14 protein-coding genes, 3 pseudogenes and 1 riboswitch are annotated in these 16,651 nt (G+C 59.6%); of the genes and pseudogenes, 8 read left to right on the top strand and 9 right to left on the bottom strand.

Annotation, left to right across the window (positions count from 1 at the left end):
- Window positions 1–181: 181 nt before the first annotated feature.
- Window positions 182–298, bottom strand: a riboswitch (TPP riboswitch).
- Window positions 299–554: 256 nt separating this feature from the next.
- Window positions 555–1,394: a 3-methyl-2-oxobutanoate hydroxymethyltransferase gene (gene panB, locus MESCI2_RS0123490; RefSeq protein WP_027038696.1), complete on the top strand. Its 840-nt coding sequence runs from the start codon at window positions 555–557 to the stop codon at window positions 1,392–1,394.
- Window positions 1,394–2,275 carry a pantoate--beta-alanine ligase gene (gene panC, locus MESCI2_RS0123485; RefSeq protein ID WP_027038695.1) on the top strand — a complete coding sequence of 294 codons (882 nt, stop codon included), beginning with the start codon at window positions 1,394–1,396 and terminating at the stop codon, window positions 2,273–2,275. The genes panB and panC overlap by 1 nt, the downstream gene beginning before the upstream one ends.
- A 95-nt stretch (window positions 2,276–2,370) precedes the next feature.
- Here panC and MESCI2_RS0123480 read toward each other — a convergent pair whose 3' ends face one another.
- The 4 genes and pseudogenes from MESCI2_RS0123480 to MESCI2_RS01000000135240 all read right to left on the bottom strand — a co-directional run bounded on the left by MESCI2_RS0123480 (window position 2,371) and on the right by MESCI2_RS01000000135240 (window position 6,387).
- Window positions 2,371–3,354: a beta-ketoacyl-ACP synthase III gene (locus MESCI2_RS0123480; protein WP_027038694.1), complete on the bottom strand. Its 984-nt coding sequence runs from the start codon at window positions 3,352–3,354 to the stop codon at window positions 2,371–2,373.
- Window positions 3,351–4,064: pseudogene (locus MESCI2_RS01000000135250) on the bottom strand (aminotransferase class III-fold pyridoxal phosphate-dependent enzyme); the annotation flags it as partial. The pseudogene MESCI2_RS01000000135250 and the gene MESCI2_RS0123480, both read right to left, overlap by 4 nt.
- The gene (locus tag MESCI2_RS0123470) at window positions 4,034–4,336 is read right to left on the bottom strand and encodes a hypothetical protein (RefSeq protein ID WP_027038693.1); all 303 of its coding nucleotides are present in this window, start codon (window positions 4,334–4,336) and stop codon (window positions 4,034–4,036) included. The gene MESCI2_RS0123470 and the pseudogene MESCI2_RS01000000135250, both read right to left, overlap by 31 nt.
- A gap of 1,628 nt (window positions 4,337–5,964) precedes the next feature.
- Window positions 5,965–6,387, bottom strand: a complete 423-nt coding sequence (locus tag MESCI2_RS01000000135240; protein ID WP_050596648.1) for a phasin — start codon at window positions 6,385–6,387, stop codon at window positions 5,965–5,967.
- Here MESCI2_RS01000000135240 and MESCI2_RS1000000138935 point away from each other — a divergent pair.
- The 4 genes from MESCI2_RS1000000138935 (at window position 6,293) to MESCI2_RS0123440 (ending at window position 8,268) form a co-directional block, all read left to right on the top strand.
- Window positions 6,293–6,823, top strand: a complete 531-nt coding sequence (locus tag MESCI2_RS1000000138935) for a DUF6946 family protein (protein ID WP_245270442.1) — start codon at window positions 6,293–6,295, stop codon at window positions 6,821–6,823. The two genes, MESCI2_RS01000000135240 and MESCI2_RS1000000138935, sit on opposite strands and share 95 nt — an antisense overlap.
- Window positions 6,765–7,286 carry a hypothetical protein gene (locus MESCI2_RS0123450; protein ID WP_027038692.1) on the top strand — a complete coding sequence of 174 codons (522 nt, stop codon included), beginning with the start codon at window positions 6,765–6,767 and terminating at the stop codon, window positions 7,284–7,286. The genes MESCI2_RS1000000138935 and MESCI2_RS0123450 overlap by 59 nt, the downstream gene beginning before the upstream one ends.
- Before the next feature lie 295 nt (window positions 7,287–7,581).
- A complete protein-coding gene (locus MESCI2_RS0123445; RefSeq protein WP_027038691.1) occupies window positions 7,582–7,830 on the top strand; it encodes a type II toxin-antitoxin system Phd/YefM family antitoxin in 249 nt (82 codons plus the stop codon).
- Between the two features lie 3 nt (window positions 7,831–7,833).
- Window positions 7,834–8,268 (top strand): PIN domain-containing protein, encoded by a 435-nt coding sequence (locus MESCI2_RS0123440; RefSeq protein WP_027038690.1) that lies wholly within the window; start codon window positions 7,834–7,836, stop codon window positions 8,266–8,268.
- 500 nt (window positions 8,269–8,768) lie between these two features.
- Here the strand turns inward: MESCI2_RS0123440 and MESCI2_RS01000000135235 are convergent.
- The 3 genes and pseudogenes from MESCI2_RS01000000135235 to MESCI2_RS0123425 all read right to left on the bottom strand — a co-directional run bounded on the left by MESCI2_RS01000000135235 (window position 8,769) and on the right by MESCI2_RS0123425 (window position 12,539).
- A pseudogene (locus MESCI2_RS01000000135235) lies at window positions 8,769–9,678 on the bottom strand (LysR family transcriptional regulator).
- 320 nt (window positions 9,679–9,998) lie between these two features.
- Window positions 9,999–10,220 (bottom strand): hypothetical protein, encoded by a 222-nt coding sequence (locus MESCI2_RS1000000137275; RefSeq protein ID WP_081738868.1) that lies wholly within the window; start codon window positions 10,218–10,220, stop codon window positions 9,999–10,001.
- Window positions 10,221–11,426: 1,206 nt separating this feature from the next.
- The gene (locus MESCI2_RS0123425) at window positions 11,427–12,539 is read right to left on the bottom strand and encodes an IS110 family transposase (protein ID WP_027038689.1); all 1,113 of its coding nucleotides are present in this window, start codon (window positions 12,537–12,539) and stop codon (window positions 11,427–11,429) included.
- A 275-nt stretch (window positions 12,540–12,814) separates the two neighbouring features.
- Between MESCI2_RS0123425 and MESCI2_RS1000000138060 the strand changes: the two genes are divergently transcribed.
- Window positions 12,815–13,339, top strand: a complete 525-nt coding sequence (locus MESCI2_RS1000000138060; RefSeq protein WP_155936655.1) for a hypothetical protein — start codon at window positions 12,815–12,817, stop codon at window positions 13,337–13,339.
- A 122-nt stretch (window positions 13,340–13,461) separates the two neighbouring features.
- Here the strand turns inward: MESCI2_RS1000000138060 and MESCI2_RS0123420 are convergent, their stop codons facing one another.
- Complete coding sequence (locus tag MESCI2_RS0123420; protein WP_027038688.1) at window positions 13,462–14,559, bottom strand: IS1595 family transposase; 1,098 nt, start codon at window positions 14,557–14,559, stop codon at window positions 13,462–13,464.
- A gap of 625 nt (window positions 14,560–15,184) precedes the next feature.
- A pseudogene (locus MESCI2_RS1000000139205) lies at window positions 15,185–15,493 on the bottom strand (KUP/HAK/KT family potassium transporter); the annotation flags it as partial.
- On the opposite strand from MESCI2_RS1000000139205, the gene MESCI2_RS01000000135230 reads away from it, so the two are divergent.
- Entirely contained in the window at window positions 15,486–15,998 is a 513-nt protein-coding gene (locus tag MESCI2_RS01000000135230) for a hypothetical protein (RefSeq protein WP_050596647.1), read from the top strand. The pseudogene MESCI2_RS1000000139205 and the gene MESCI2_RS01000000135230 sit on opposite strands and share 8 nt — an antisense overlap.
- Window positions 15,999–16,651: the final 653 nt, after the last annotated feature.

Here is a 16,651-nt window from a genome sequence, read left to right as displayed (position 1 = left end):
TGGATGGCACCGGGCTTGTGGATCTTGCGCGAGGCAGGCAGTGGTCCCGTCGAGACGGCGGGGGTGAGGGCATTCATCGTGAGGCTCCGTTGCTCGTTGCATTGGAGACCCAGTTCTGTGCCGGAAGGATGAAAAGACGCTTCTGTCGACCTGCCGAAACAGGACCTCGGGCGTAAACTCCCGCAAAGCGCTTGCACCGTCCCTACGCCAGGATGAACTGGATCAGGTTCAACGGGTCACTGCGCCGCGATAGCCAGCAGTATCTCAGCCCCTTGCCGGGACTCCCCTGGTGAATGCGCCGAATTGAACGGGCCGGCGCTATTTTGTCAAGCGCATTTGACCCGCAGCGGTGATCGGCGGCAGCCGGTAGAAATGCTTGCGCAAGCGTCAGACTGACGCTTGCCGAACTGGTCACGCAGAATTTGACTTCAGACCGGCAACCGGTCCACCAGAACGTCGTCGGCAAATGATTGTGCGCTGCAAATTCTCTCTTCGCACTTGCACAAAAATGTGGCACATGCTTCCTTCCGCTGACGCAGCGGAAGGAGAGATCGGTGAGCGCAACCGGAGGATCGAAGGCATTGACGGTGCCGGATATCGCGGCGCGAAAGGGAAAGACGCCGCTTGTTTGCCTAACGGCCTATACAACGCCCGTCGCCAAGCTTGTCGACGGCCATTGCGACGTGGTGCTGGTCGGCGACAGTGTCGGCATGGTGTTGCACGGTATGCCTTCGACGCTTGGCGTCACGCTCGAAATGATGATCTTGCACGGCAAGGCGGTGCGGCGCGGCCTTCGTAGCGCCCTGATGGTCGTTGACATGCCGTTTGGCTCTTACGAGGAAAGCCCCACGCAGGCGTTCCGCAATGCTGCCCTCGTAATGGCCGAAACCGGCGCGGCGGCGGTCAAGCTCGAAGGCGGCGAAAGCGTCGCGGAGACAATCCGCTTCTTGACCGCGCGCGGCATACCCGTGATGGGCCATGTGGAACTGACGCCGCAGGCCGTCAATGCTTTTGGCGGCTATCGCATTCAGGGCCGAGGCGAGGACGCAGAACGGATCCTGCGCGATGCAACGGCCGTGGCTGAAGCTGGCGCATTCGCCGTCGTACTCGAGAAGATACCGGAAGCTCTTGCTCGGCTGATTACAGAGCAAGTAGCCATTCCCACAGTCGGTATCGGTGCATCGTCCGCCTGCGATGGGCAGATCCTTGTTGTCGACGATATGCTGGGCCTGTTTGGCGCGTTCAAGCCAAGTTTCCTCAAACGCTATGCAGAGCTGGGACCGGCTGCCGACGCAGCGATCGCAGCCTACGCAAGCGAGGTGCGCGAACGCCGCTTCCCGGCTCTCGATCATGTCTTCGGCGATGAGCCGCGGAAAGTCAGTGAGGTTGTCTGATGAGCACCGCAATCGTCCGCATCGTCTCCGAACTGCGTAGCATCGTTGCCGCTTGGCGGCGCGAGGGTCTAAAGATTGCTGTTGTGCCAACAATGGGCGCCCTGCATGAGGGTCATCTCAGCCTCGTGCGAGCCGCCCTGGCCAAGGCTGATCGGGTGATTGTGACCCTGTTCGTCAACCCGAGCCAATTCAACAATGCCGCTGATCTGGCTGCCTATCCGCGCACGGAACACGATGACGCGGCGAAGCTCGCATCGGTCGGCGCCCATATTCTTTATGCTCCCAACGCAGCCGACATGTATCCGCCAGGCTTCGTGACCACAGTTTCGGTCGGCGGCGTGAGTGAGGGGCTGTGCGGCACGTTTCGGCCTGGCCACTTCGATGGTGTGGCGACGGTGGTCACGAAACTTCTTCTGCAGAGCGGCGCCGATCTGGCGTTTTTTGGCGAGAAGGACTTTCAGCAACTCCACGTCGTTCGCCGGCTTGTACGTGACCTCGATATCCCAATCGAGATTATCGCAGGCCCGACGTTGCGCGAGGCCGACGGCCTGGCGCTGTCGTCGCGCAACACGCGGCTGTCTTTGACCGAGCGCCACAGGGCGCCCCGACTGGCTGAAATCCTGCTGCAAACCGTCAAGCAGCTGAGTTCGGGAGAGTCTGTAGAGCGTGCCCTGACTGAAGGTCGAAAGGCAATTCTCGCGGCCGGCTTCTCGAAGGTTGAGTATCTGGAACTGCGCGCGGATACCGACCTTGCTTCGCTGGTGACAATGGATCGACCAGCGCGGCTGCTCGTCGCGGCCTGGCTCGGCCAAACACGGCTGATCGACAATGTCGAGGTGCCGTTGCGGCGTCCTGCAGTGGCGCAGCAAGCCGCTGCCTGAACGACGTGGCATGAGCGCCCGGGCGGCGCATATAATGCTTAGTTGGCGCTCCACATAGGGCGCTGCCGGCGCGCCGATTGGCGGGGATCCGCCGGTTAAATGCCGACCACCAGTGCACCGCCTGTCAGGCCAGCGCCGGCTGCGGCCAACAGCAGTTTCTCGCCTGGCTGAAACGGATTGGCGCCATGCGCGACCGACAGCGATAGCGGGATCGTTGCGGCCGACGAGTTGCCGTAGTCGGCGATGGTCTTGACGATGCGCTCGTCCTCGATGCCGAGCGATTTGCCGACAGCATTGAAGATGCGGGCATTTGCCTGGTGTGGCACGAAGCGTGTGATGCCACATGTCGCAACGCCCGCCAACTCCAGCGCCTCTGCGGAACAGCGGCTCATCATCTCCACAGCCTTAACGAAGACCTCGCGGCCATCTGCAATGGTCATGCGGGTTTCGGCGATGTCAATTTCTTCGGAAAACGGCCGATTGCTGCCGCCCGCGGGGATATGGATCAGGCCATAGACGGAACCGTCCGAGGCAAAAGAAGAGCCGAGGATGCCGTGGGCGGCATCGCTGTATGGGGCGAGTACCACAGCGCCCGCGGCATCGGCGAACAGCACGGCGCTGGCGCGCTCGGCCGGATTGATGCGACGGCTCAAGATGTTGGCAGCGATGACGATGGCCGGTTTGTTGTGCAGGCGAACAAAGCCATCGGCGAAGCTCATGGCATAGATGAATCCGGCGCAGGCACCCGCGAGGTCGACCCCGCCTGCCTTCTCGAGGCCGAGCCCGTGCGCCACCAGCGGCGCGCTCGGCGGCAGCAGGTGGTCCGGTGTCGAGGTGGCGAGCAGCAGCAGGCCGATCTCCTTGCGATCAATGCCGGCGGCCTGCAGCGCCATGTCGCCTGCCTTGGCCGCCAAGCCGGAAAGCGTGTCGCCTGGCTCGGCCCAGTAACGCGAGCGGATCCCGGTACGCCCCTCGATCCAGCCTGCCTCCAGCTCGAGGCTTGCCTCGATCTCACCATTGCCGACCCTGCGCGCCGGCACGTGATGGCCAAGGCCTATGATGCGCGCCGCGCGGTTCATTGGCTGTTGCCCGCAAGCCCGGCCGCCTCGTCTATTGCCGCGTAGAGGCCGTCGAGCTCGTCCGACGTCACGCAATAGGGCGGCAGCACATAGATGACGTTGCCGAGCGGTCGTACCAGCAATCCGCGTTCGAGGAAGAAGGCGCGCAGCCTTGGGCCGACCTCGGCCAGATAGCCTGCATTGCCAACGCGAAGGTCGAGCGCGGCGATGGTGCCGGTCGTTCGCACATTCTCAAAACGCGGGTCCCCGTTGAACGGTGCAATTTTCTCAGCTTGCATCCGCGACAGCGCGGCCACGCGTTCCGCTACTGGCTCGTCCTTCCAGATGCCGACATTCGCGAGCGCTGCCGCGCAAGCGATCGGGTTCGCCGTGTAAGAACTCGAATGGAAGAAGGTCTTGGCTCTGTCGCGGGAAAAATGTGCGCGAAAGATCTCATCGGTGGCAAGCGTCGCCGCGAGCGGCAGCGAGCCGCCCGTCAGCCCGTTGGACGTGCACAAGATGTCGGGCGCGACCGCTGCTTGCTCGCAGGCGAACATGGTGCCGGTGCGGCCCCAGCCAGTCATGACTTCGTCGGCGATGAACAGCGTCCCGGAGCGCTCGGCAATCCGTTTGAGTTCTGCGAGAACCGAAGCCGGATACATCAGCATGCCTCCGGCGCCGAGTACCAACGGCTCGACGATCAGTGCGGCAACCTCGCGGTCGCGCGCCAGTATCGATCATCCGGCGCCGCCTGGACGCGCTCTCTGGGGATAAACCACTCCCCTCCTTGTGGCTCATTCATGTAGGTGGGACGAGTTAGCCTGACGTAATAGCCGTCTTTGGTCGCCCTGACGTCGCTGGAATCGATTGGGTGACAGTCTTTGTTGCCGCAGCAGTTATAATGAAGAATGGGATCCGTCTTGCCGGTGTACCAATCGTGGGCCTCCGCATCGCCAGCCAGGATGAGCCACACCAGTGCAATATGCCTTTGCGACAGCCCCATGGAATTAACCCCTCACATTTTTGCATATAGCATATTAGCAATCGCTAAAGGAACTGGCAGAATGCTGGCAGGCACCAGATCATGACCGGTCGCGATGCCATTTGATGTTGCTCTTGATGTTGCAGCCGGCGGATGAGCCGATTGCGCTTACCGCGATCACCAGATCGGATGAGTTTCTGCCACAAGCAATTTCCAATCCCCGCGTCCGCCAAGGCACCGACAAAGATCCAAGCATAGGGCGCCGGCGAACGTTGCTAATTCTTCGAGGTCGATCCATCGCCGCGTTTTGACCTAACAAGGGACGAAATCCTCTTGTCCAGTTCATCCAAAGTCGCCATCAGGCGATTCACTTGGGACAACGTGTTCGTCATCTCCGGACCGTACCGGGTGACTACATACTCCCGTGCGGATGTCATCTGCTCGAGATGCTGCTGCGTGCGCTTGCGCAGAACCAGACCGGACTTCTTCGCACGTTCCACCCGCTTGGAAAGGTCGTGTGCTGGAAGCCACGTATTTCGGCAGCATGAACGCCGGCTTCCCGAAGAAAAACGTTTAAATAGAGCTCAATGGCATGAACAGCGACAAGCCGGCACGGCGCCAAGGATAGCCCGTTCAGTTTACGGGCGAGGAGACTGTGCGCTGCCTCACGATATTCACTTGCCAGCCGAATGATCTGCGCCGTGTCGGCGCCTTCGCCTGGGTAAGCCCCTTCGCCCATCTACTGCCCCCACGGTATGCTCTGGTGGCGAGCATTGCCCAACTGCTGCTGTTCCGCAAGGTGAATGACTCCGTTCGTACCCGCATATGCTGTGCTTGACGCCGAGGCCGACGAGCGATCATCATTTCGCGAATCTACAGGGCGCGCGGCAATGCTTATGTTGGTTGCTGACAGGTGGCCAATCTATGAAAGTCGATGGATCCTACATCGATCGACGAGGTACTCCACAAGCGCAATTCCTCCTACCGTTGCCCAGAGTGCGATCCGGCGAGGTGCTATTTCCCGAAGCAGAGCTCGTCGTCGCCGCTACCGACTACGCCTTCTGGCAGACGGTCAGCACGCCGTTGATATGGTCGGGATGCATGAGTGATCAGCAAAGTGTCGACCTGGTCCGGAGGGACGGCCGGCAAGCCCGCATAGCCGCATCCTCGTCAATGCCTATCACGCTAATCTCGGCAACCCTGTGCTTATCGACGCCGGTATGTCGGACAGCAGGGCTGGCGCTGGGCCGTCCCCCGGCGTGCTCTGGGCTTGTTGAGGCTAGCCGCTCTTGTTTGCGAAGGGTAGTCGCGGCAATGGACCCTAGACTAAGACTAGCTTCCAGGCGGGAACACGTCGCTGTCGACCTTGGTGGATTGGCAGAGACCCCGAAGCGGTGCGCAGCGCGATTGTCGAGACGGCGACAAGCGGGGCATTCCCCGACTTGCCGCGCACCACCTCATTGCATGAAAAAAATCGCACGGATTGTCCGCCTACAGCGGGGAGAACCAAGAAGCGCCGAAAACCGCGAGGACGACGTCACTGCGATGAGGTCGGGCAGACAAAGCCGTCCGACCAAATGGAAGAAGACCAGCGCGAGGTGCCCCAGTGGACGAGGTACTGACTTTCGGTCTCGGGTTGCCTGAAAGAATCAGGCGGCCTTGTGTACCTTCAAAGCCTTCTCAAAGGCATCCTTGATCGGCTTGGACACGTCCTCCGTAGCTCTCAACATCAATGCCTGGAGGGCCTTGGCCTGCTCGGCGGACTTCTCGATCTGTTTGCGCAGGAATGCGGTCTGCAGTTCGAAAAACTCGGACGGCGACTTCACGGCAACCAGTGCTTCGAGGTGCGTGAAGCCGGCTTCGGCATTGGCTTGCAGAGCGGCAATCGTCTTCAGGAGCATCTCGTTGCTGGTGGTCTTGGCCATTTCAAAGGTGGGGTCGAAAGCCCTTTGAGCCGTTTCGGCATCCGAACTCAATTTGGAAAATGTCTCCTTCGACCGCTCAATGCCCTGTTCGGCGACAGCACGGATTCCCGAGCACAAGGTGCCGTTGGCCGGTGGGGGCCGTGACAGCCAAAGCGATGTCTTCGCTTTGATCCGATTTGGCGAAGAGACATGCGCGGCTACCATTGAAGGCAAGGTCAAGGAACCATTCGGGCCAACAGTCGGCGAGTGGTTTGCAGAACCCTCAGTTGGCAAGCGACTTCGCATGCTTCAAATCCGCGATCTGCTGGGTTTAGACGCCGTACCTCCATCGGACGTGCGCTACCAACTGCTGCATCGAACCTCATCAGCATTGTTGGAGGCGAAGCGGTTCAAGACGGACGAAGCGGCGATGATCGTACATTCCTTCTCCGTCTCCCGGACGTGGTTCGCTGACTTCGAGCGGTTTGCCAGCCTTTTCGGCATGTCGGCTCGACCAGACCAACCAATCATCATCGTTTTGAAAAGTGGCCGACGCCTTCGGTTGGGTTGGGCGACGGGAAATCCAGAACATCTCTCACATTGAAGGCTCCATCATCTTGCAAAGGAGACTGTACACGTCAAAGCAGATGGGTGACGCCTGCGAGATGGTGGTCGCCGCTGAACTGACCCTTGCCGGAGTGCCCGCTCTCAAAGTTCCTGACAACTGGCCTGGCTACGATGTCATCGCTCAGCCAGTCGGGCATTCCCCGCAAAGGGTGTCTGTAAAGTCTCGAACGTTCAAACAAGGGCCGTCCTACGTCACCTACTACGACTTCGATCAGTTCGATTGGCTTGCAATCGTTATCCTGCTGCCAGATGTAACAAATGGCAGGGCAATTTACCTGATCCCGAGAGACGTTTCCGACGCCCTCGCGCGCAGGGATAAACCAACCAGCAAGACGGCTGCCGAGCGCTATTTCCGGGTCGATCAAGTTGAGAGCTTGTTTGAAAAATATCGCAACAACTTCATCCTCAACCCTGTCGGGCGAGACCTTGTGGCAGCGTAGTGCCGTAAGACGAGATACTTTCGACCAACCCTTCCGGATTGCGGAGCGGCAAGGAGGGAGTGCCCCGCCGGCGTGGTGATTGTGGCAGCCTTGAGGTGTCGTGCTGCTCTCGGAACGTCTGGAGTACGACTGAGCTCGCCGAGCAGAATCGGCAAATTCCATCGTCCGGGGTTGCGGCGATTTCCGCCCACGGCAGCACTCCAGACGTCAATTGAAGGATAGGACAACGATCCTATCTCTTGCACCTGTCAACAAAACAGACTATGACCATCGGTAGTCATATGGAGACGTCGACATGAGGGAGATTCAGCTGAAGGACGCGAAGGCCACCTTGTCGGCGGTGGTCGAACAGGCCGTTGCCGGGGAGCCTTCCGTGATCACCCGCCACGGCAAGCCGGAGGCCGTGCTCGTGTCTTTCAAAGAATGGGAGAGGGTTTCCAAGGTGCCCAGCTTTGCAGACCTCCTGCTAGCCTTCCCGGGCGACCCCGACGACATTCCGGAACGGAGGCGGAAGCCCGCCCGCGCTTTGCGTGAGGGCTTCTAGCCCGTGTATCTGCTGGACACGAATATCGTGTCGGCCGACGCGCCGACGAAAAAGGAAGTCGGCTTGCAGCCGTTCGCCGACTGGCTGCACAAGAACAATAACCATCTGTACATGTCGACGGTCACGGTCGCGGAAATCGAGGCGGGCATTACCCGCGCCGTCAGGATCGGCGCGACGACGAAGGCGGCACGGCTGCGCCGCTGGCTCGCCGCCGTCGAGCAGCTCTATGCTGGCCGCATCCTGCCGTTCGGCATCGAGGAGGCCCGCCACGCCGGCGCGATCATTGACCGAGCGCGGGCGCATGATCCCGGCTTCGAAGACATCGCGATAGCCGCCACGGCGGCAGCGCGAGGCTACACGGTCCTGACGGCAAACGAGCGGCATTTTCAGCCGCTCGGGGTGCCGTGGGCGAACCCGCTCAAGGAACTCCCGGCTTAGTCCACGCGCTCGAAACGAGCGACTGCAAAGCGGTTGGTCTCGATCCAAGATTGATCGCGGTCGTAGATGTAATCTGCCCCCCACTGATCGCGGTGATTCGCCCGCACCGAAATTCGCACCGCGAGGATACTTGTTTCTTGCGGCGCGCGGGTCGTTCCTTCCTCAAGTTGAGGTAGCCGAGATCGCCCAGCGTTGTAAACTGATGCTTGGCTCGTTTCGAACAACCTTCAGGTAACCGTTCAATGGCCAGCATGCGGAAATAGGTCGACAAAGCCCCCACAATTCCCTGATGACCGTGCCAGCTCAATGGAAATCGATCCATATTCCTGCCAGATACTAGAACGGCCGATATCCGAACCGAGCCTCGCTGCTCTGCAATTTCATCGCGACAGTCGCATGCGGTCAAATATCGAATGTCGCCCAAAACCATCTCCAGATTGATGCGGCTCAGGCAGTCGCGGAGGAGCGGTAGCACCTGGAACTTGGTTTGAAGCATCTGCCTAAGCCCGGTCCGGAGCCGTGGCCGACCAGTGCCTGCTCTCGATCAAAGTCTTTACGACCTTTGGGATCAGCTTGCGGACCGCGGAGACGGCTGGAGAGCGCTCATCTTTCGGGTTGACGGCGAGTACAACGGAACGGCTGATCACCGGATCAATAATCTTGACCGTGCGGACCTTGCCTTGCACGCCTCTTTCTGAATGGCCGACGGGGTAAGGATGGAATAGGCCTTTCCTTCCATGACCATATCGATGATCGTGGAAAGGGAGTCGACTTCGAATCTGACGTCCAGCACACAACCGTGTTGGGCAACGACGTCCGCCACCGAACGCCGGACATTGTTGTTGCGCATGGGAACCGCCAGCGGAAACGCGTGCAGGTCGGCAAGCCGTATCGACTCTTCGAAAGGCGGTTGGCCGGGCGGCACCACCAGGCAAAACTCTTCGCGGGCCAGCACCGTCATTTTCCCCACGCTCTCGGCAGTTCGGTAAAGGACAGCCAGATTGAAACGGCCGCCAGCCATCCACTCCTCCAGCGGTCCCGTCATTCCCTCGATCATCTTCAGCGAGATCCTCGGCAATTCGCTTCTTACCGATTCAATCAGGGGACCACTAAGGACGCGAGCGGCTCCGGACGGAATGCCAATGGTCACCTCTCCGGAAGGAGCCGCCACCGAGTTGGTCAGTTCGGCCTCGGTGAGCTGAATTTCCTTCAGGATGATCCGCGCGCGCTCAAGCAGCTTGTCTCCGGACGCCGTGAGGCTGACACCGGTCCTGTCGCGAACCAGCGGTTGGGTGCCGAACCCTTCCTCCAGTTGACGCACATGCAGGCTTAGAGCGCTTTGAGCGACGTTGAGGGTCGCAGCTGCACAAAGTATCTTAGCTGCCTGATGTCCACGATGAACAAATCCAAACGGGCATGATCCCCAGTGCTTTGATCCCAAATCAGGGTTCTGTTCTCCTGGCGTGGTGGTAGCACCCTTCCGCCTGTTCGGGCATTGAGACCTGTCGCCGAGGACCCGGCCCCACGACCGCGCTGGTCGCGTCCTTACAGGTAAGCCGTTATCCGCCCTCGGTGCTCAAATATTATCGCCGCTGACGCCGGAGAGCCCCGTAGCCTGTGGTGCCGACACTCTTGCGTTGCTGAGCGGAATCCGTCGACCCGGGCAGGACGCCCGGTGAACACGTCAATGATCGACCAAAGATACGCTCTTCATTTCATAGCGCTTGGCTTTATCGTTCTCGGCGCGTTTGAGATTGCCACGCCCGTCCGTTATTTTTCGTGCGCCTGAACTCGATCACCTTTGCCGGTTGCTTGCAATGCTCGGCGGTGATCACCGCCTCTATAAGCAGGTCAATGGCCAAGCGAGAATCCCGGCTGACTTGATCATGTCCGCATAAATGGTTGAGGGCCTCGTTGAGGTGGACGCGCGCTGCGGCGAAATCGCTCTTCAATTAATTCTCCGATCAAGTAACCCAACCTACGCCGGATATGGCCGCCCGCCTCTCAATGGCTTGGAATATCCACAACCGTTTTTGATTCAAATCGGCAGGATCCAAGTCGGCGGCGCCAGAACAGCCGCAAGCAAGAGAGCATTTGGGCGAGCGCGAAGGCCGGCGCCACATCATATCCGAGACTGATGCAAGGCCGGTTAGACAGATCGACAGGTCCGCCACGCTCCCACACATGGCGGATTCGTCGGGTAGGAATTATTTATCGCGCGATCGCGGAAGTCCGCTTTCAGCGCTCCCGTCCGTCTCGTTTCCCTCGGTAGCCTAAAACGTGTCGAGATCAGTTGGCCTCATATCCGGCAGCTTTGAAGAAGTTTTTGCCCTCGGTTGGCTCGAACAGGTGGCCGATATCCCGCATGCCGCTCCGGGAGGGCCAAGAACGCACGCCTTTGGTAACCCTTGATTGATTATCGGCCCCATACTGCGATGCATTATGTGGCCAATTCGCTCTCATTGATCGACAAGAAAAAAGCCCTGCGGCTTGGCCGCGAGGCTTTCTTGGACGTCTGCTAATATTGAAGCCCTCGCATGAAGCTGTTCAAACGCGACGCGGTTTAATTTCAGACGATCCAATCGGCTCATTTTCCAGAAACGAATATTGCGAAGGCATGGATCACGTTAGATCGGCGATGTCCTGAGGGAGCATCGCGTTTTTTGCTATCTTCGAATTCAGGGAGTCGTTTGGTTTCCCAACCGGGCTGTCAAAATTTGGGGTTGAAATTTACTTCCGAATTGTTCGGTGCTATGGGACCCACCAACACGCAGCTAACTCTTATGACCGTGGTCAAGAGTGATGGATGAACTTTTCCGCCCCATGTCCTTTGTCACAGGTTTGTCCTTCGTTGATTGGCAGCACGGGGACGGGATGGACCCTTGAGACGACGGTTGATCCAGCTCTTATCCGCGGATTGGTTACCGCTCTTCCGTAATTCGTCTTGGGGCTTTCCCTGTCTAATATCGGGCGTTGGGCTGATGCCCAGCCACATAGTTAGCACGGGAGTTCCCCACCGTGGCCACATCCCGTCGCCGTGCTGCCCGTGATTTGTGCCGGGAGACCCGGCGCGGGCAGAGCCCCCTCAATCCGGCGGCGCCCGCGCCGGGTGGGCCCTTGCCGGGATTCTGATCTTCGATGAAGAAGCGCACTGCATCTCAACGCACCGGTTCGACTTGGTGGCCGATGGCCCACAGGAACGCCGCCATCTCGCGCGCGATCGCGGCAACGACGATGGGTTTCTTCTTGCCGGCGGCCGTCAGGTGCCGGTAGCGGGCGCAAAGCCGGGTCTGCGCCTTCCAGGCAATCTCGCGCACCGCCTTCGGCAGGCCCTCGAGGCGGACGCGAATGGGCTCCGTTACCCTGGCGGGAAAGCGGTAGCTCCAGGCGCCCTCCACCAGGACGCGGCGCGCTCGCCGGTTGCCGGCCAGCGTCAAGCTACCGCGCTTGACCGTCTCGCCGGTTGACCGCTCCGACGGCACCAGGCCGAGAAAGGCCATCAACTGCCGCGGAGTGTCGAAGCGGCGCACATCGCCGACTTCGCTGACGAAGGTGACGGCGACGATGAAGGACACACCACGCAGCGCCTGATAGGCCGCCACCACCGGCGCCATCGACCAGCTCGGCACCAGTTCGGCCAGCTGGGCATCGGGCCGCTCCAGCCGGTTCTGCGCATCGCTGATCACATCGACCTGGTCCTGGAAGACGATCTGCTGGGCCGGATGGTCGAACTTCTGCGCCGCCAGCCAGCGGGCGTGGGTCCGGCTCCAATTCTTATGCCCGGCAAACACGCGACCATGGCGCAGCAGGAACGAGATGAGTTGCTGGCGCTTCTTGCGCAGATCCTCGCTCGCAGAGGTCCGAACGCGCACAAGATCGCGCACCGCTTCATGCACTGCGTCCGGAACCCAGATCCCCTTCAACTCGCCGGCCCGCAGCAGCCGCGCCAGGCTGACTGCATCGCGCCGGTTGGTCTTGACGCGCTCGCCCGGGCGCTTCGGGATCAGCGACGGCGCAACGACATCGCAGCGGTGGCCGAGCTCGACGATCTGCCCGTAAAGCCCGTAGCCGGTCGGGCCGGCTTCGTAACAGAAATGCAGGCGCGGATGCTTTTTCTCCAGCTTGCGCACGAAGCGCTCGACTGCCGCCGGCTTCGCATCGATCTCGCCGAAATAGCGGACCTCACCATTCCGTCCGCCTTCGGCAATCGCAATCGCGTGCTTGGCTTTCGACACATCGACACCGACGTAAAAAACACTATTCTCTTCCACGGCCCGTCCTTTCCTTGCTTGGGGATAGGCTCGGCACTCCCGGGCAACCCCCGTTTGCTTTACAGCTGCAAAGACTAAGGGCGGGCCGCCGCTCACACCACGGTCATAACGTCTACTCTACCGCGGGGGGTGAAAGAGTGACGCAGCGGTCTCTCTGCCGCAAGGTTCGGTGACCTTCTGGCGGGAGACCTGCGAGTTTTTGGCGGGCCCTCGACGACCGAACCACTCGCCGGCCGGATAAGGGCGGAGCAGGTCAACATCGTGCTTCGGAAGCGTTGGGTAAATTCGAACGCGTGAGCAAGCACTGTACGAAACAGCGTGATGGCGTAGCTTACTATCAGGATTGCCACGGGCAGATTGACGGCGCCTTCAACCCACACAATCGCGCCTGCGATCATCCCCGCACACAGGCAGGTAATGACGACCTGGGCGGCACTTGTTGCCCCGCTGAAGAACAGAACGGGAAGTGCTCCCCACCAAGTGCCGAACAAGAAGACGCCAATGCCGAACCGACGAAGACCGGTAGCGCATACGCGACGGCCGCAATAGGAATTGTGGAAAAAGAAGCGGCACCGCTTTGGGGCTCGCCCGACCAAACGAATGCCGTCCTCTGGGCGAGTGTTATCATCGTAGCCTCAGCTGTCGTAGGCTTAAGAGCGAGATCATCGTTTCAGTCGGTCAAACCAAGGTCAGTGTCTCGCCGGACTACGCAAAACCTGGTGCGCAACGCCATAACAAAAGTGGCCGCATTGAGTATGTTCGCAACCATGCCAAGAGGCGGTGCTGATTTCGAATTTTGAAGAAACGATTTCATTATTACATTCGTTAGGTTCCCTATCCGTAACAGTTGCTCTTGACGATTTTGGCACCGGCTATTCATGGGGGCAGAACAAGAACTGTTCCCAGCGACACGCGGCCTTTATCAACCAAAGACAGCTACGGCTGATTTGATGACGATGCCGCCATCTGGGCTTCGGCGCATCTGACGACCCGTGGCGGTGCGGAAAACATTCATCAATTGCAGCGCAGGCGGCACGCGCGACCACAGGGTTCGCACGCTCTCCCGGCCATGCCGGGTTTTGCGAATGACGGTTCCTGTGACGACGCGCTGCGACCATCGGAAGCCAATCTCGTGGAAATACAGGTCGGCATGCTGCGGGCTGATATGATGAAAGACGCCGGCGATGGTACGGCGGACGCGGGAGTTGAAGCCCTCTACCGAATTGACGTGGACGGCGTCGCGAACATACTCACCACTGGAATGCTTCACGGTCTCGTGCTTGGCAAAGCTCTCACCAATGGCCATGAATGCTTTCCACTCGTCGCTCATCAAATGAGCTCTCGATTCGATCTGCGCTTCAATGACGCGTTCGCTTGCTCGCGCTGAGAGACCGGTCACGACCGCGGCACGCGCGTCACCGGCCGGAGTGCCGGGCGTGACGTCGGTCGGCCGCTGCACCATGGCCATGACCGGCGCCTTCTCCGTGTTCGCCTGACCTTTCCGGCCCCGTCCCGGAGGTGGGCCATCCGGCCGCTTTCGGGGACTTCCCCCGAGATGGAAATGGTCGATCTCCACGATGCCGTCGAGCGCGTTATCCCGCGCCACCATGAGACGCAGTGCATGCCCCATCCGCCAGGCGGTTGGCTGGCTCACCCCGAGCGCCTCGGCCAGGCGCACAGACGACAAGCCCTTGTCGGATTGCAGTAACAGCCACATGGCCTTCAGCCAAACACGCAAGGGAAGCTTCGTGGAGTGCAGAGGCGTGTGTGTCGTCACCGTGAACTGGAAGCGGCAATCACCGCCGGAACATTGATAGAGACCCGGTCGCGCACGCCGCTTGCCGGTGTCGCGGCCCGCAAGCGCAATCGAGCGTTTGAATCCGCAGGCGGGGCAGATCCGGCCATCCGGCCACACCATGCTTTCCAACAGCCGACGGCAATGATCTTCACTACAGAAGGCCCCGACCATGTCCTCAACGGTGCGAATGTTAGAAAGCGCCGCCAGCATCGTTTCACGCATTCTCGATTCTCCGGGTCAAGCCCGAAGAATCGCATGAAAGGCCATAGATCACAAGGATATTGCTGTCTTTGGTTGATAGAGGCGGCGTGTCGCTGGGAACAGTTCTTGTTCTGAACCCTACCTACCGCCCATCCAGGCGTCGGCATCATTGAGACCGACTAATAATCAGGCCTTGCGCGTCTCGTGCCTAATTGTGCTCGAAAGCCTGCCAGCTGCAAATACAAAGGCAATATGCCTCCATACCTGCCGCATATGCTCGCTGGACGGGAGAAGCATTTTTGGTCGCCGCATCTCAGTAAGAATGCACCCGATACCATCTCTCCTGCCGATAGCTACATACCAACATAATATTTTCCTCCTCAGGATCATCGCAGATAATAGTCGACAAGACCGACAGTTCCGCCAGTGGACTCACCACTTAGGAAGGCGCGAAGCTCCCAAATCGTGTGAGCAAGCCCCTTAGAAAAAGGAAATGCCTGCGTGACGCCAACACCACCAGACGACATCATGCTATTCACTCTGGATTGCTTAATGAAGAATAAGCATCCTGGTCGGCACGCAGGTGGAAAGGCTTTTCAAAAGCGTTTCTTGCTGAAATAGAAGGGAGGCCGTCCTAACGCTTCGCCTCGCCGCGGTTGTCGGCGCGTAGCACGAATGATGTATTTGATCGTCATGATGATCGATGATCAACGACTGAACGCCGAGGATATGCGCGTTCGGCGCATTGCCGCCCGACGACGCCACCCCTCACGAAAGCATAGATCGGGCTGGTGCCGATATCGCCATCTAGAGCGCCCGGCATCAGAACCTTCATGCTACGCTGTTCGATTTCAGATCGGCTCGATTGGTCGACGGGTTCTGCCTCACTGCCGGTGTTGGGCAGGGTCCTAAGACACTCGCCAAACAACAGTATTCGAGGAAAACGAATGAACATCCCTCCGTGGAATCCCGCAGAAGAACGCTATCCGGCCGAATCGTTTGTGAGAGCGCGCGCCCAGCTCGCCGCAACGTTGACGGGTGCTCCTCTGGAGGCGCTCAAAGACGAGATCGACCTGGCCGAGCAGCAGTCAGCGCAGTGGTCGGGGGCCGTCGCCTCTCCCGACGGCCTTGTCGATCGGGAGCGCATTCTCGGCGACGTGACCGGGTCGTCATATGTCAAGCTGCATCGCTTTCAGAACGAGGATGCCGATTGCAAGCCGCGTACGCCTCTGGAGCGATTTCCCATGGACCGGGCGCGCCAAGCTGGTTGGCATATGCGCGGCAATATAGCGGCATCTCCTTTCGTGTCGTTGGTTGAGGCCCCCTCAAAACTGGTCGTTTCGCGCGACCATTGGGCGAAAGCGATCGCCAATAATGCGAGCGCGCTGCATACTTACACTGTGCCGAAGTCCGCGGTCTGGACGCCAGACGACGTGCTGAGCAAAATTGGCTCGGAATGAAAGTCGAGGATCACAACAACATCGATGCGGATGTGGAGCTGATGTGCTCCCTGGGTAGAACGCCAACCCAAGAGACCGAGCGCTTGTTTCTGGGCGGCAATTTGGAGGATTACAGGACAGCCAGCGAACCAAATCCGTACAAAAGCCAGGGTAACGAATAGATAACCTGCCTATCGTGCCATCGCGGTAGGTGCCTTGATTCGTGAATGCTCCACCGGCTAAAGCCGGTGGCTTCAGGTTAGGGGCTTATACCAAAGGCTCTGAGGGCTGACTCTCTAGCAGGCCTGCTAGGACTTCCCGCCTTGACTGATCCGTGACCCTTATCGCGGGCGATGGGATCAGCGGTGAAGATGCGGACGGATTATTCGGCTGTGGCGCTTCGGCGACTGGCGAAGGCGGCGAAGGCCATCAACCAGAGCAGGCGCTTGCTGTCGCTGGCCGGGGTCATGGACGGGATGAGCCGGGAAGATGCTGCATGGATCCCACAAACCACGCACCCGATAGGCCATGGTTCCCTACGGGCATAATAGTCGTCGATCCGTAAAGGGTGAATCACGAGGAATTTAACGTGCGGGTCGCCAGCTATCCGATCATCAGACGAGGCTTTTTATGAAGTACCACAAAATCACTCAGTCGAAGTCGCAGCGAGGGGC

Origin of the sequence: Mesorhizobium ciceri WSM4083, assembly GCF_000519305.1 — a bacterium.
GTDB classification, from domain to species: Bacteria; Pseudomonadota; Alphaproteobacteria; order Rhizobiales; family Rhizobiaceae; genus Mesorhizobium; species Mesorhizobium ciceri_B.
The sequence above is the reverse complement of the archived record's forward strand: the minus strand, read 5'-3'. Positions and strand labels throughout refer to the sequence as shown.